The sequence below is a fragment of the Brevundimonas sp. P2_A6 genome (assembly GCF_056404975.1).
Map to the genome: position 1 here is coordinate 100,554 of NZ_JBFUCZ010000002.1, position 14,151 is coordinate 114,704.

Below are 14,151 nucleotides of genomic sequence, written 5' to 3' on the forward strand. Positions count from 1 at the left end.
CGTTGCGTGATGAAAGCGGCGGCTCCCCCTCAGGGCTCAGCCTTGGCTGGGTCGTCGCGCTGCGCCTCGTCAACGGCCATGCGGACCCGGTCGCAGCCCTGCCGTCCCTTGTTCCGCACCGCGATCGCGGGCGTCATACAGAGTAATCGTGTTCATGCGTGAGTCCGCGTCGACCGCCCTTTCCGCCGCCGAAACCACCGGCCAGCCCCGCATCAACCGCCGCCAGGCCGCAAAGGTGCGCACGCGCCAGAAGGTGCTGGACGCGGCCCGCGGCCTGTTCGCCGAGCGCGGCTATGAGCCCGCCACCATCCGTGACATCGCCAAGGGCGCCGGCATGTCGACCGGCGCGGTCTTCGCCAACTTCCAGGACAAGGCCGAGCTGTTCGAAGCTGTCCTGACCGAGGATATGGCGGGATTGGCCGAGGTCATGCGGAACGGGGCCGGCGACGGCTCGACCCGCGACCGGCTGGTGAATGCCCTGTCGGCCGGCTACCACGGCTCCATCGACCAGCTGCCCCTGTTCCAGGCCATCGTCGCCCGGTCCTGGTTCCAGCCGATCGCCGCCGAGACCCGCCAGCGCGCGGCGACCGAAGGCCTGACGGCCGTCATCAGCGACATCCTGCGGTCCGGCATCGGCGCCGGCGAACTGAAGCAGGATGCGGACATCGCCCTGCTGACCGAGCTGACCTGGGACGCCTATCTGTCGAACTATCGCCGCGCCGCCTATGACGGCTGGTCGGTCGAACAACTGGCCGACCACATCGGCCGCCAGGTGGACACGCTGCTGGCAGGGGTCAGCACGAAGTAAGGCAGTAGCGAGTTGCGAGTGGCGAGACGGTTGTGGGTCCAACGCCTGATAAGGAAGCGGCGACGCAGTTCCAGCCCCGCAGCATCTCGGCACTCGGCACTCGCCACTCTCTCAGATCAGCTCTTCCACCTCAGGACCGCCGGTTTGACCGGATTTGAAAAGTCGCGCCCCTCGGCGCGGCTTTTCTGCCATTCGCGCTTCAGCTGCTGGTACCATTTCGCCTGACGGTCGGCGTCGTCGATCCAGATCAGGGCGGGGTCGTAGCGCAGGCCCTCGTTCTGCAGGTTCACCATGCCGCCGTCCTGTTTGAGGAAGGCGACGACGCCCATCCGCAGGAAGGGCTTGGCGATGCCGAACACCCAGTGGTCGGACCAGAAGATCTGGGTGATCCGCGTCTTCGTCTCGGTCACCGGCGTCAGGCAGGTCAGGGCCAGGACCTGCTTTTCTCCCACCTGGATATGCTCCCAGCGATAGCCGGGCAGGCGGAAGGTGATCTCGGTCGCCGGGGCACCGCCCAGGATCCTGTAGGCCCGGCTGTTGGACGAAGGCGCGTGGCGGACCATGGCGAAGCCCAGGTCGCGGGGTTCGAAGGCCTTGGACTTCTCGTGCATCGAATGCTCGGAGCGCCACCACCACTGCTGGTGCACATAGGGGCCGTGGGCGGGGTCCATCAGGCCGACGACGGCATGGTCGATGTGGCTGTCGAAATCCATGAACTCGACCAGTTTCGCATCGCCACCGACCACGCCGGGAAAGGTCGGCGGCGGATGGTCGGGCGCGACGTCGGAACGCGGGTCGGCGCGCACATAGACGAAGACCATCCCCTGACTTTCGGCCACCGGATAGGAGCGAACGCGGATGCGGTCGGCTTCGTACGGCTGGTCATCCACCAGCGACGGAATGGCGGCGCAGACTCCGTCGGTGCCGAAGCGCCAGCCGTGGTAGGGGCATTCGACCGTCTCCGGCTCGCCCGGTTTCTGGACCAGCCGCCCGGCCGACAGGGGCGCGGCGCGGTGGGGGCAGATGTCGCGCATGGCATAGGCGGCGCCGTCGCGCCGGCGGCCCAACAGCACCGGTTCGCCCAGCAGTTCGTAGCGCTTCAGCGAGGCGACCGCGACGTCGCGCGACAGGGCGACGAAATACCAGGTGTCCAGCACGAAGCCCTTGCCGAAGGCGGCGGGGGGCGCTTTCGCCTCTGGGGACTGGATCGGGGCGCTGTCTGCGGGCATGCATGCACTCTAGAAAGAAAATCGCGTCGTCGCCATTCCGCCCGCATCCGCGCGCCCCATCTGTGACGACATGGGCTCGAGTCAGGTCGGCGCGACGTCCGACACCTGTCAGGAAACACGACCATGGATAGCCAGATTTTGACCGGCCTGATCGCCGCGATCGGCCTGATGGCCAACTTCGCCGGGGTCGGCGAAGCCCGCGCCGACGACGTTTTCGATGCCCTGAACCAGGACGAGAGCGCCCAGCACATGGACCACGGCCACCACCACGCCGCTTTCCAGTCCGACCGCCTGCACGTCCGCGTCGATGGTGAACCGGGTCCGGGCGTGCGTGAGATCATCCTGATCCCCGGACTGAGTTCCTCGCCCGAGATCTGGCAGGGCACGGTCGACCATCTGGCCCAGGCCCCGCAGGGCGAGGGATTCCGGGTCCACAGGATCCACATCCAGGGCTTCGCCGGCGCGCCGGCCGAGGGCAATGCCGAGGGACCCGTCGCCGCCCCGGTCGCCGAGGAGATCGCCCGTTACATTACCGAGAACCATCTGGATCACCCCGTCGTGGTCGGCCATTCGATGGGCGGGACGATCGGCATGATGCTGGCCGCGCGCCATCCCGACGCGGTCGGCAAGCTGATGGTCGTGGACATGGTGCCCTTCATGGGGGCGATGTTCGGCGGGCCGGGCGCGACGGTGGAAAGCGTGACCCCCATCGCGGACCAGGTCTATGCCGGCATGGCCAACAGCCCCCCCGAGGCCTATCAGGCGGCCGCCGCGACCACCGTCACGGGCATGGTCAACAACGAGCAGGCGCGCCCCGCCGTGCTGGCGGACACAGCAGCCAGCGACCAGAAGGTGTCCTCGGCCGCCTATCGCGAGCTGATCGTCACCGACCTGACGCCCGAACTGGCCCGGATCACCGTGCCGACCGAGGTGCTGTACGTGAAGTTCAACGACGCCCGGATGACCCCCGAGATCACCGACGCCATCTATCAGGGCGCGTTCGCCACCCTGCCCGGCGTCGAGCTTAAGCGCATCGACGACAGCGCCCACTTCATCATGCTGGACCAGCCCGCCGCCTTCTATTCGGCACTCGACGCCTTCGTCGCGGAGTGAGCGATCCGGTCGGCGCAGCCGCCGACGTCATCGACCTCTATGACCGCCGCGCCGAGGACTGGATCGTCGATCGCGGCGTCGATCTGACGACGGCCGACCGTCTCTGGCTGGACCGATTCACGGCGACGCTGGCCCCTGGCGATGCAATCCTGGACGTCGGCTGTGGATCGGGGCGGCCGATGGCGGCGGCTTTGCTGGATCACGGCTTTCAGGTCACAGGCGTGGATTCGTCCGCCAGACTCATCGCGAAGGCCTCGGCGGACCTGCCGTCCGGGCGGTTCATCCAGGGCGACATGCGCGCATTGCGACTTGAGCGGACCTTCGCCGGAGTGCTGGCCTGGCACAGCCTGTTCCACCTGACGCCGGAGGATCAGCGGATCGCCCTGCTGCGGCTCATCGCCCACGCCGCGCCGCTCGCGACGATCATGTTTTCGTCGGGCCATCGGTTGGGCCACGCCATGGGTCAGTGGCACGGCGAGCCCCTGTATCATGGCAGTCTGGACGCTTCGGAGTACGAGGCGATCCTCGCCGGAGCCGGGTTCGAGGTCGAGCATGGCGTCTGGGCCGCCGGCGGGTCCGTCTGGCTGGCCCGGCGAGATGGATGAGCGTTAACCTCAGCGCCATCGTTTCAACCGAAAGCCCGATCACGGTGACGTGAGGTCTTCATGCGCCATTCACGGGAACGGCGTTTGTCTGGGGCGCGCGAGCGGCTATGACGGCCGGAACAGCTTGAGGATATCGATGGCGGGTCCGGGTTTCGGGGCGAGGAACGGTGGAACGGGCGTGCAGCGCACCCCGCTGCAACGCGTCATCTATTGGGCATCGGTCCTGGCCGTCTGGGGTCTGATCTTCCTGGTCGTCTTTTTCGCCGTGTTCGCGCGCGGCCTGCCCGACACCTCGGCGCTTTACGATATCGATCGCCAGCCCTCGATCACCTATCTGGACCGGAACGGGGCCCTGATCGCCACGCGGGGATCACAGCAGGCGCCGCCCGCCGATCTGGAGGCGCTGCCCGACTATGTGCCCGCCGCCTTCATCGCCATCGAGGACCGGCGCTTCTACTACCATCCCGGGTTCGACCCCATCGGCATGATGCGGGCCATGGCGCGCAACATGCGGGCCGGACGGGTGGTGCAGGGCGGTTCGACCCTGACGCAGCAGCTGGCCAAGAACCTGTTCCTGACGCCCGACCAGAACATGCGCCGCAAGGTGCAGGAGCTGATGCTGGCCGTCTGGCTGGAGTTGAAATTCTCCAAGAAGGAGATCCTGGCCCTGTATCTGAACCGCGTCTATTTCGGCGCGGGCGCTTACGGGATCGAGGCGGCGTCGCAGCGGTATTTCGACAAGTCGGCCAAGGATCTGACGGTCGGCGAGGCCGCGCTGCTGGCCGGGCTGCTGAAGGCGCCGTCGCGCTACTCGCCGGTGTCCGAGAGCGAGCGCGCGGCCGTGCGGGCCACCGTCGTCCTGGACCAGATGGAGGCGACCGGCGTCATCACGCCCGAGCAGCGCGCGGCGGCCGTGCTGGAACCGGTGCGGGTGTCGCGCACCCTGGCGACCCAGCACGCGCAATATTTCATCGACTGGCTGGACAAGGAAATCCGTGGCCTGGTCGGGGAGCCGACCGAGGACATGGTGGTCGAGACCACCCTGGACCTGACGCTGCAGACCTCGGCCGAGCGGGCGGTGCATCGCATCCTGGAGCGTGACGCCTCGCGCGGGGTGCAGCAGGCGGCCTTGGTCGCCCTGGATGGCGATGGCCGGGTGAGGGCCATGATCGGCGGGGCCTCCTATGCCGACAGCCAGTTCAACCGCGCCGTCGATGCGCGGCGTCAGGCGGGGTCGGCGTTCAAGCCCTTCGTGTATCTGGCGGCGATGGAGGCCGGATACACGCCCCAGACCCCGGTGGTGGACGAGCCGGTCCGTATCGGCAACTGGAGCCCGCGCAACTATTCCGGCAACTTCATCGGCAACACGACCATGGCCAATGCCCTGGCCCAGTCGATCAACACCGTGGCCGCGTACGTCGCCGACCAGATCGGGCGCGACAGCGTGGCCCGCGTGGCGCGGCGGCTGGGCATCAGCTCGCGCATCGGGCTGGAGCCGGCGATGGCCCTGGGCGCGGTCGAGGTCTCGCCCATCGACATGGCCACGGCCTATGACGCCTTCGCGAACGGCGGACGGCGGGTCGATGCCCATGGCATCAGCCGCATCCGCACCCCACAGGGGCGGGTGATCTATCAGCGCGCGGGCCGCGACGCGAACGCGGGGCAGGCGATCAACAACCCTTCGCTCTACTACATGAACCAGATGATGCGGGGCGTGGTCACGGGCGGGACGGCGCGGGCGGTTCAGATCGCCGGGCGCGATCTGGCGGGCAAGACGGGCACGACCTCGGACTACAAGGACGCCTGGTTCGTCGGCTATACCGGCGGCTTCGTCACCGCCGTCTGGGTCGGCAAGGACGACAACACCGCCATGCGCGGCGTCACGGGCGGCGCGGCCCCGGCGGCGATGTGGAAGGCCTTCATGGAGGCGGCCCTGCCGCGCCTGAACGTCCAGCCCATCCCCAATGGTCCGCCGATGCCCGAGGGCTGGGTCGCCCCCGATCCAATCGGCGACCTGATGGGCGCGGTCGAGGACCCGTTCGGAGACGGCACCGCCATTGATCCGGTCGATCCGGACCAGGGCGAACCCTATCAGCCCCAGAAGCCGACCGACGACCGGCCGGTCGCGCGCGAGCCCGACCGTCGCCGCGACGACCCACCGGACCAGCGCCCGGAAGCGGAGCCCCTGCCCGAGAAGCCCAGCAACCCTCTGTTCTTCTGAAGTCTCAGCGACCGACTGCGTGCAGTTCGGCCCCGTGCTGGCGTAACCAGGCGCGGAACGGTCGGTGGTCCCCCACCAGGCGGTGCACGACGGCCCAATAGGCCGGGCTGTGATCGGCGTGGACCAGGTGCGCGACCTCGTGGGCGGCGAGGTAGTCCAGCACGGCGGGCGGGGCCAGGATGACACGCCAGGAATAGCGGATCGATCGCGTCATCGGGCTGCAGGAGCCCCAGCGCGAGGTCGGGTCGTTGATGCTGAGCGTCACCGGCTTCTGTCCGAGCGCCTCAAGGTGGACCTGGGTGCGTGCGGTCAGGGCCTCGCGCGCCAGGCGTTTCAGCAGGTTGACGACGCGGCGGGCGAAGGCCTCGCCCTCGCCGCCTGAGACGATGCGCATCCCCTCCGGTCCTTCGACCAGGCGTGCGGCCCCCGCTCCGCCGGTCCCCTCCAGCACCGCCACGGCACCGCGAAAGGGGATCGTCGCGCCGGGCACGAGGGCGGTGCCCCCGGGACGGGACAAGAGACGTTCGGCGATCCAGGTCGCCTTGGACCGCGCGAAGGCCACGGCGTCGGGCAGACGTCGCTCCGACGGAGCCACGGCGACCGCTTCGCCCGCCCGGGCGTCGATGCGGATCGAGATGCGGCGGGCGCGAGGGTTGACGCTCAGTCGAAGCTGAGCCCCGCCCTCAAGCTGCAGCCGCTGTCCGGTCCGGTACGGCGCAGAGCTTTTCATTGGCGGCGATGAAGTCCCGGGTGCGGGGGTAAATCTCCTCGCGGAATCGACGCCCGTTGAAGACGCCGTAGTGGCCGACGCCCGGCTGGACGTAAAGCACGCGGCGATCATCCGGCAGGGATGTGCACAGGGTATGCGCGGCCTGGGTCTGGCCGACGCCCGAGATGTCGTCCTTTTCGCCCTCCACCGTCATCAGGCCGACGTCGGCGATCTTCGTCAGATCGACGGGCACGCCGCGGTGTTCCAGCAGGCCGCGGGGCAGCAGGTGTGACTGGAAGACGATGTCGATGGTCTGCAGATAGAACTCCTCCGTCAGGTCCAGGACCGACAGGTATTCGTCGTAGAATTCCTCGTGCTTTTCGACCCCGTCGCCATCGCCGGCGACCAGGTCGCGGAAATACTCCCAGTGGGCGTCGGTGTGGCGCTGCTCGTTCATCGACATGAAGCTGTAGAGCTGGACGAAGCCCGGATAGACCTCGCGACCGAAGCCTGGATAGGGCCAGGGCACGGTGTGGATCATGTTGGACTGGAACCAGGCGAAGGGCTTGGCCTCCGCCAGCTGGTTGGTGACCGTGGGCGACAGGCGCGCGTCGATCGGCGAGCCCATGAAGGTCATGGAGGCCGGTCGGTTCGGATCGTCCTCGGCGGCCATGATGGCGACCGCGGCCAGGACCGGCGGTCCCGGCTGGCAGACGCCGACGACATGGGCGCGCGGGCCGATCTGGGCCAGCATGGTGCGGACGTGGTCGATATAGTCGTGGAAGTCGAAGCGGCCTTCCAGCATCGGCACCTGACGGGCGTTGACCCAGTCGGTGACGTAGACGTCGTGATCCTGAAGGAAGGTTTCGACCGTGCCCCGCAGCAGGGTGGCGTAGTGGCCCGACAGGGGGGCCACGATCAGGACGCTGGGGGCGGCGGCGGGCTTACCCGCCCGCTTCAGGTCGCCGATGTTGCGCGCGAACCGCAGCAGCCGGACCCAGGGGCTTTTCCACACCACCTGTTCGGTGGTGCGCACCGGGCGGTCGTTGATGGTGACGACGTCCAGCCCCCAGGCCGGCTTGCCGTAGCGGCGCGTGACGCTCTCGAAGAGTTCGGCCGAGGCATAGGCCGTGCGGCCGATGGCGGTGTCCGACGCCGGGTTCAGGGGCGAGGTCCAGAAGCGGCGCGCGAACTGTGCGCCGATGCGGAAGGGCTGCGCCGAGGAATAGGCGAACTCGTGAAGTGCGTAGAGCATGGAATCCTGTGATCGGCCCCCGCCGAGACGGGCATCGCATCATAGAACGCGCTGCACTGCAAAAGGATTATGAAGGGAGGGAATAGGCAGCAGGCAGTAGGCAGTAGGCAGCAGGCAGTAGCGTGAGTTCCGGAAGCGCTACCCTGTCGCAAGCCGCAATAAGCGAACTGTGGATCGGCGAACCCCTACTGCCTACTGCCTACTGCCTCTCTTCATCCCCGCGCCATCACCCGCTGGATCAGCTGGGCCGAGCGTTCCGGGCCCAGATCGTGGGCGAGGGCGGAGCGGTATCGGCCGTCGGGGCCGATCAGATAGACAGTCAGGGAGTGGTTCATCGTGTAGTCGGGGCCGCTTCCGACCCTCTGGTAATAGGCGCGGTAGGCGTCAGCGGCGGATTTCACCTGAGCCTCGGTGCCGGTCAGGCCGATGACGCCTTGTGGGAAGCCATCGGTGGTCAGGTATTCCTTCAGGGCCTTCGGCGTGTCACGGGCCGGATCCACGCTGATGAAGACGATCTGCACGTCGTCGGCGGCCGCGCCAAGGCGGGCCTTGGTGGCCGCCAGGGCCTGCAGCGTCGTCGGGCAGAAGTCGGGGCAGTAGGTGAAGCCGAAGAAGACCAGGCTCCATTTGCCGTTCAGCAGCGTCTGATCGACCGACTGGCCGTCCTGGTTCACCAGTTGGAACGGTCCGCCGACGCTGGCCTGGCCCGTGCCCGACCCCTCGGCGACGGCCGCCGCCTGCTCGCGCCCCGTCACCACGACCACGGTCACGGCCGCCAGGGCCGCAGCGATGGCGATACAGGCACCGGCGAACATCAGGACAGAACGGCGTGGCATCGTGTCTCCAGGGACGGGGCCGACATCGGGGCGGCGAGGGTCTATAGACCCGTCGTGAACCAGAGCGAAGCCAACCCGTCGTTCGTCGCCAACACGCCGCAGGGCGCGCCCGGATGGCGAGACCTGCCCCGGCGCGCGCGCGGCCTGTCGCTGCGCACCCTGATCATCCTGCGCTGGCTGGCCATCGCGGGTCAGACGGCGACGGTCATCGTCCTGGTCATGATGCTGCACTTCCCCCTGCCGGTCTGGCAGGTGCTGAGCGTCATCGGCATCAGCGCCCTGGTAAACCTGTCGGCCATGTCGCGGCTGCGCCAGACCGACAGCCGGCTGCCGGACGGCCGCCAGACGGCGATCCACCTGGGGTTCGACATCCTGCAGCTGACGGCCCTGCTGGCCTTCACCGGGGGTCTGGAGAACCCGTTCTGCCTGCTGCTGGTGGCGCCCGTGACCGTCGCGGCGGCGTCGCTGCCGGGACGTCAGGCCCTGATGCTGGGCCTGATGGTGTTCGTTTCCACCACCGCCCTGTTCTTCTGGTCCATGCCGCTGCCCTGGGTGTCGGGGACCGAGCTTGAGCTGCCGGCCCTTTACCGGTTCGGGGTCGGTCTGGCGCTGTGTACCGGCGTGGTCTTCACCGCCGCCTATGCCTGGCGGGTCGCGGCCGAGGCCGAGAAGCTGGAACTGGCCCTGGCCACCACGCAGGACGTGCTGCAGCGCGAGCAGAGGCTGGCGGCGCTGGGGGGCCTTGCCGCCGCCGCCGCGCATGAGCTGGGCACGCCCCTGGCGACCATCCAGATCGTGGCCAAGGAACTTCTGCGCGCGGCCACTCCGGACGGCCCGATCGCCGAGGACGCGCGGTTGATGCTGCTGCAGGCCGACCGGTGCCGAGACATCCTGAAACGCCTGTCGCAACGACCCGAGGACGGGGACGAACTCTATACAGAGGTGGGGCTGAAGGCCCTGCTGTCCGAGGTGGTGGAGCCGCACCTGGGCTTCGACCTCGATATTTCGGTCGAGATGCGCACCCCGCCCGGCATGGCCGCGCCCCATGTCCGGCGCCTGGCCGAAGTCATCCACGGGCTGTCGGCCATCGTGGAGAACGCGGCCGATTTCGCCGCGACCCGCGTCCGGGTGCTCGGCACGGCCGATGTTCAGTGGATCACGATCGAGGTGCTGGACGACGGTCCGGGCTTTGCCGCCGACATCCTGCCCAGGCTGGGCGAGCCCTATGTGACCAGCCGGCCCCACGGCAAGGCGCGCCAGGCCCTGGCGGCGCAGCTGGCCGGTGCGGCGAGCGCGGCCCGGCCGGGGAAGAAGGGGCGTGGGGCCCCCACGGTGCTGGATGCCATTCCCAGCCAAGGCGGAATGGGGCTGGGATTCTTCATCGCCCGGACCCTGCTGGAACGAACGGGCGGCCAGGTCGTCGTCAGCCACGGCGAGGGCGGACCCGGTACGAACCGCGGTGCCCGCGTCACCGTGCGTTGGCCGCGAAAGGCGCTGGAAGCCGCCCAGGCCTAAACCCAGGGCCGCGAGCCATCTGTCGGCAAGCGACCCATCGCCGCACCGGTTGACGCAAGCTGCACGGCAACCGATGTCGGCCGCAGGGAGACTGACGACATGACGACCACAGCCACCAATCTCGAAGACCGGATCGCCGGACTGGATGATCGTTCGCTGCTGTTGCTGGACGACGATCAGGCCTTGCGGACGCGTCTGGGTCGGGCCCTGGAATCGCGCGGGTTCGAGGTGACGACGGTGGCCTCGGTCGCGGAAGCGACAGAAGCGCTGAAGGCGACCCAGCCGGCCTTCGCCGTTCTGGACATGCGGCTGGAGGACGGCAACGGCCTGAAGGTGGTCGAGGCCATCCGCGACCGCCGCGCCGATTCCCGCATCGTGATGCTGACCGGGTATGGGGCCATCGCCACGGCCGTGGCGGCAGTCAAGGCCGGAGCCGTCGACTATCTGTCCAAGCCGGCCGATGCCGACGATGTGGTCAAGGCGCTGCTTGCCACCGGCGATGCGCCCGAGCCGCCGGACAATCCCATGAGCGCCGATCGGGTGCGCTGGGAACACATCCAGCGGGTCTATGAGCTGTGCGATCACAATGTCTCGGAGACCGCGCGCCGCCTGGGCATGCACCGCCGGACACTGCAGCGCATCCTGGCCAAGCGGGCACCCAGATAGGCTTAGGCTAGGGCTTCAGGGTCCGCATCGCCGCGAGGCGACCGAAAGCGATCGTGAGGGCCTTGCGCCGGGCCGGGGCCAGGGGGCTGGGCGGCGCATCGCGAACCATCGCGCCCCCGAAGGCGTCGGCCACGATCAGCCCGGGTTCGTCGGGCAGGACGCCGTCGGGGAACTCGGGCGCGACGGCGAAATAGAAGGCGTCGCAGAACGGTGCGTATTCGGGCCATTTGCGATCGACGCGGAAGTCGTCAAGCCCGGACTTCACCTCGACGATGACGATATCGCCCTTGCGACCCAGGGCCATGACGTCGGCGCGGCGGCCGTTGGGCAGGCAGACCTCGAGCAGGGGCGCATAGCCCATGTCGGCCAGCAGACGGGCCGCACCCCGCGTGACGCCGAGCGTCGTCTCGGGTCGGCTGAAGACCAGTTCGAGGTGGGCGGCGGCGGGCATTCCCGCACTATGTTCCGGTTGCGTTCCGCGTTCAAGCGCCACAGCCGACGCGGCTCAGGCAGAGAGCCGCCGCGCGGCGAGCGTTAGCTGCCATTAGGTGCCAGTCTGCACCAGGCTGGAGGTGTTGAAGCCCAGGGCGCGGGCACGGGCCAGGGTCGCGGACCGCACCGAGGCGGAGGGACTCTGGCTGCGGTGCCAGATCCACCAGCTGGACTTGTTCGGCAGCCCCATGATCGCCCAGCTGTAGTCCGGCGCGTGGTCCCAGACCCAGTACTGCTGCGAGGCCAGCCCACCGAAACTGAGCAGACCGCTCAGGCTGAAGCGGAACTTGGCGTTGGTCGCCGGATCGGTGACGCGGGCGTTGGCCCGCAACGTCTCCACCCGCCCCGTCTCGCGCCGCGTGCAGGTCACCAGGATGGCATAGCGGTCGGCCTGCCCGGCCGGGTTGAAATCGATCTGGGCCCGGCTGCAATCGCGCTGCATGCCGTTGTCGTTGCGCGCGATCTCGAACCAGCGGCCGTCGAACTGGTCCAGGTTCACGTCGGTGGCCTGGGCGGCGGCGGGCAGGGCGCTGCCTAACAGGGCGGCGGCGGCGAGGGCGAGGGTTCTGGCGTCGGTCATGGGCATCACGGGCTCTTCGGGGATCGGCGTTTACCGCGAAGATACGAGGGAGCCGCCCCGATGGTTGCCTATCGCCGGAGCCGGGTCCTGTTCTCGCGCCATTGATCCGCACTCTGACCCCACAGGTCGATGCGTTCATCCTGCATCGGTTCGGGCAGGCGACCGGGTCCGCGATTGGTCGATCCGAGCCGCTCTGCCACCCGCGCGGAGGCCAGGTTCGCGGGCGCGATACAGTGGATGACGTCGGTCCAGCGCAGGACGTCGACCGCATAGTCCATCGATGCCGCCGCCGCCTCGATCGCATAGCCGCGTCCGCGCGCATCGGGGTGAAGGCTCCAGCCCACCTCGGTGCCGGGCCAGCCATAGGGATGCAGAGGGCCGATCCGGCCCATCCAGAGACCGCTGTCCTTCTCGATCACCGAGAACATCGCCTCGCCCGTCGCCGCCCATTGGCCGATGACGGCCATCATCGTGCGCCAGGTCTGCGGCGGCGGCTGAACCCCGCCCAGGAAGCGGTTGGTTTCCGGGTCGGCATGGAACTCAGCCCAGCGCGAGAAGTCCTCGACGACCGGCGGGCGCAGGATCAGGCGGGCGGTCTCGATCACGGGTTCGGTCAAAGGGGATACTCCCGATCCAGTTCGTAGTGGCTGCCGCTGTCCGACAGGACGCTGGAATACAGGCCGAAACGGTCGACCCGGATCGGTGGCGAATGCAGCAGGTTGTGGCCCGTGATCCAGGCCCCGATGCGATCGGGGTTGGTCTGGGTCTTCAGATAGGCCAGGGTCAGGTGCGGACGATAGACGCGGGGCTCCAGGCGGATCCCAGCCCGCTCCGCCGCCGCCCGGCACCGGCCCGCCAGGACGCCCAGCCGCTCGTTCGGTTCGACCCCGGCCCACAGGGTATGGCTGCGGTGGGCGTCGCCGAAGGCGCCCACCCCCTTCAGTTCGATCTGGAAGGTGCCGCCCGGAACGCGCGCCAGCTCGGCCGCCAGGTCATCGGCGCGGCGTTCCTCGACCTCGCCATAGAAGGCCAGGGTGATGTGAAGCTGTTCGGCCGTGCGCCATTTCGCGCCCGGCAGGCCGGTCTGGCGCCGCGCCAGGGTCTCGGCCACGTCGAACGGGATGGGCAGGGCGGTAAACAGGCGCAGCATGGGGTCAGCCTATCGGCCGGACCCGTGCGGCGAAAGGTCGGAACCGTTCCCGCTGCGAGCCGCTTGCAAGAACACGGATGACACCCGATATTCCCTACAGACGCCGGGGACTTTCCCTCCGGCCCATTGGAGATTGATCTCGCGATGAGCGACTTCAGAAACGGTTTCTCGACCCCGGCGCCCGCCCAGGCCGACATGGCCGTGGACACCGGCCTGCGCAGCTTCATGCTGGGGGTCTACAACAAGCTGGCCCTCGGCCTCGTGGTCGCGGGCGTGCTGTCCTACATCACCGGCAACGTCCCGGCGGTGCAGCAACTGCTCTACACACAGACGGTGGACGGCCGGATCGGCCTGACGCTGCTGGGCATGATCATCCAGTTCCTGCCGCTGGTGCTGCTGTTCGGCTCCATGTTCATGATGAAGAACCCGACCGCGCGAGGCACCAACCTGCTGTACTGGGCCGTGGTCGCCTCGATCGGCGCAGGGCTCGGCGTGCTGTTCCTGGTCTATACGCAGGGCTCACTGGCCACGACCTTCTTCATCACGGCGGCGGCCTTCGGCGGCCTCAGCCTGGTCGGCTACACGACCAAGAAGAACCTGTCGGGCATGGGCACCTTCCTGATCATGGGGGTGATCGGCCTGGTGATCGCCTCGATCGTGAACATCTTCCTGCAGTCCGGGACCTTCTACCTGATCATCTCGGGCCTGGGGGTGCTGATCTTCGCGGGCCTGATCGCCTATGACACCCAGCGTCTGAAGATGACCTACTATGCGCTCGGCGGGAACGACCAGGCGATGAGCGTGGCGACCAGCTATGGCGCGCTGAGCCTGTTCATCAACTTCATCAACCTGTTCCAGTTCCTGCTGGCCTTCACGGGCGGCCGTCGCTGACCATCACGGGTGCGCTAACGGCCGTTCGGCCTGCTTGAGCGCAGGCGGCGACCCGCCGATAGGAATAGACCAGAGGCTCCG

At 68.3% G+C, this 14,151-nt stretch carries 15 protein-coding genes; 7 read left to right on the plus strand and 8 right to left on the minus strand.

From position 1 onward, the window contains the following. The first annotated feature begins 154 nt into the window (after positions 1–154). A complete protein-coding gene (locus tag AC1DW4_RS05920) occupies positions 155–808 on the plus strand; it encodes a TetR/AcrR family transcriptional regulator (protein ID WP_477016326.1) in 654 nt (217 codons plus the stop codon). A gap of 116 nt (positions 809–924) precedes the next feature. Here AC1DW4_RS05920 and AC1DW4_RS05925 read toward each other — a convergent pair whose 3' ends face one another. Beyond that, positions 925–2,037, minus strand: a complete 1,113-nt coding sequence (locus tag AC1DW4_RS05925) for a Rieske 2Fe-2S domain-containing protein (RefSeq protein WP_477016327.1) — start codon at positions 2,035–2,037, stop codon at positions 925–927. A gap of 123 nt (positions 2,038–2,160) precedes the next feature. Between AC1DW4_RS05925 and AC1DW4_RS05930 the strand changes: the two genes are divergently transcribed. The 3 genes from AC1DW4_RS05930 to AC1DW4_RS05940 all read left to right on the plus strand — a co-directional run bounded on the left by AC1DW4_RS05930 (position 2,161) and on the right by AC1DW4_RS05940 (position 5,976). After that, positions 2,161–3,150 carry an alpha/beta fold hydrolase gene (locus AC1DW4_RS05930; RefSeq protein ID WP_477016328.1) on the plus strand — a complete coding sequence of 330 codons (990 nt, stop codon included), beginning with the start codon at positions 2,161–2,163 and terminating at the stop codon, positions 3,148–3,150. Further along, entirely contained in the window at positions 3,147–3,755 is a 609-nt protein-coding gene (locus AC1DW4_RS05935; RefSeq protein ID WP_477016329.1) for a methyltransferase domain-containing protein, read from the plus strand. The genes AC1DW4_RS05930 and AC1DW4_RS05935 overlap by 4 nt, the downstream gene beginning before the upstream one ends. A 136-nt stretch (positions 3,756–3,891) precedes the next feature. Continuing rightward, a complete protein-coding gene (locus AC1DW4_RS05940) occupies positions 3,892–5,976 on the plus strand; it encodes a transglycosylase domain-containing protein (RefSeq protein WP_477016330.1) in 2,085 nt (694 codons plus the stop codon). Between the two features lie 4 nt (positions 5,977–5,980). Here AC1DW4_RS05940 and AC1DW4_RS05945 read toward each other — a convergent pair whose 3' ends face one another. The 3 genes from AC1DW4_RS05945 to AC1DW4_RS05955 all read right to left on the minus strand — a co-directional run bounded on the left by AC1DW4_RS05945 (position 5,981) and on the right by AC1DW4_RS05955 (position 8,776). Continuing rightward, the gene (locus AC1DW4_RS05945; RefSeq protein WP_477016331.1) at positions 5,981–6,706 is read right to left on the minus strand and encodes a M48 family metallopeptidase; all 726 of its coding nucleotides are present in this window, start codon (positions 6,704–6,706) and stop codon (positions 5,981–5,983) included. Continuing rightward, positions 6,660–7,940, minus strand: coding sequence for a polyhydroxyalkanoate depolymerase (locus tag AC1DW4_RS05950; protein WP_477016332.1), 1,281 nt, complete (start codon positions 7,938–7,940; stop codon positions 6,660–6,662). Before AC1DW4_RS05950 ends, AC1DW4_RS05945 begins: the two co-directional genes overlap by 47 nt. A 212-nt stretch (positions 7,941–8,152) precedes the next feature. Continuing rightward, on the minus strand, positions 8,153–8,776 hold the full coding sequence (locus tag AC1DW4_RS05955; protein WP_477016333.1) for an SCO family protein: 624 nt from the start codon (positions 8,774–8,776) through the stop codon (positions 8,153–8,155). Positions 8,777–8,830: 54 nt separating this feature from the next. Here AC1DW4_RS05955 and AC1DW4_RS05960 point away from each other — a divergent pair, with 54 nt between their 5' ends. Next, a complete protein-coding gene (locus AC1DW4_RS05960) occupies positions 8,831–10,291 on the plus strand; it encodes an ActS/PrrB/RegB family redox-sensitive histidine kinase (RefSeq protein WP_477016334.1) in 1,461 nt (486 codons plus the stop codon). A 99-nt stretch (positions 10,292–10,390) separates the two neighbouring features. Then, entirely contained in the window at positions 10,391–10,957 is a 567-nt protein-coding gene (locus AC1DW4_RS05965) for an ActR/PrrA/RegA family redox response regulator transcription factor (RefSeq protein WP_477016335.1), read from the plus strand. Positions 10,958–10,964: 7 nt separating this feature from the next. On the opposite strand, the gene mmcB is transcribed toward AC1DW4_RS05965, so the two are convergent. The 4 genes from mmcB to thpR all read right to left on the minus strand — a co-directional run bounded on the left by mmcB (position 10,965) and on the right by thpR (position 13,179). After that, the gene (gene mmcB / locus AC1DW4_RS05970) at positions 10,965–11,408 is read right to left on the minus strand and encodes a DNA repair putative endonuclease MmcB (RefSeq protein ID WP_477016336.1); all 444 of its coding nucleotides are present in this window, start codon (positions 11,406–11,408) and stop codon (positions 10,965–10,967) included. Positions 11,409–11,501: 93 nt separating this feature from the next. Beyond that, entirely contained in the window at positions 11,502–12,029 is a 528-nt protein-coding gene (locus tag AC1DW4_RS05975) for a lipocalin family protein (RefSeq protein WP_477016337.1), read from the minus strand. 68 nt (positions 12,030–12,097) lie between these two features. Beyond that, positions 12,098–12,646 (minus strand): GNAT family N-acetyltransferase, encoded by a 549-nt coding sequence (locus AC1DW4_RS05980; RefSeq protein WP_477016338.1) that lies wholly within the window; start codon positions 12,644–12,646, stop codon positions 12,098–12,100. After that, a complete protein-coding gene (gene thpR / locus AC1DW4_RS05985) occupies positions 12,643–13,179 on the minus strand; it encodes an RNA 2',3'-cyclic phosphodiesterase (protein WP_477016339.1) in 537 nt (178 codons plus the stop codon). Before thpR ends, AC1DW4_RS05980 begins: the two co-directional genes overlap by 4 nt. A gap of 144 nt (positions 13,180–13,323) precedes the next feature. Between thpR and AC1DW4_RS05990 the strand changes: the two genes are divergently transcribed. Further along, on the plus strand, positions 13,324–14,070 hold the full coding sequence (locus AC1DW4_RS05990) for a Bax inhibitor-1/YccA family protein (protein ID WP_477016340.1): 747 nt from the start codon (positions 13,324–13,326) through the stop codon (positions 14,068–14,070). The last annotated feature ends 81 nt before the right edge of the window (positions 14,071–14,151 follow it).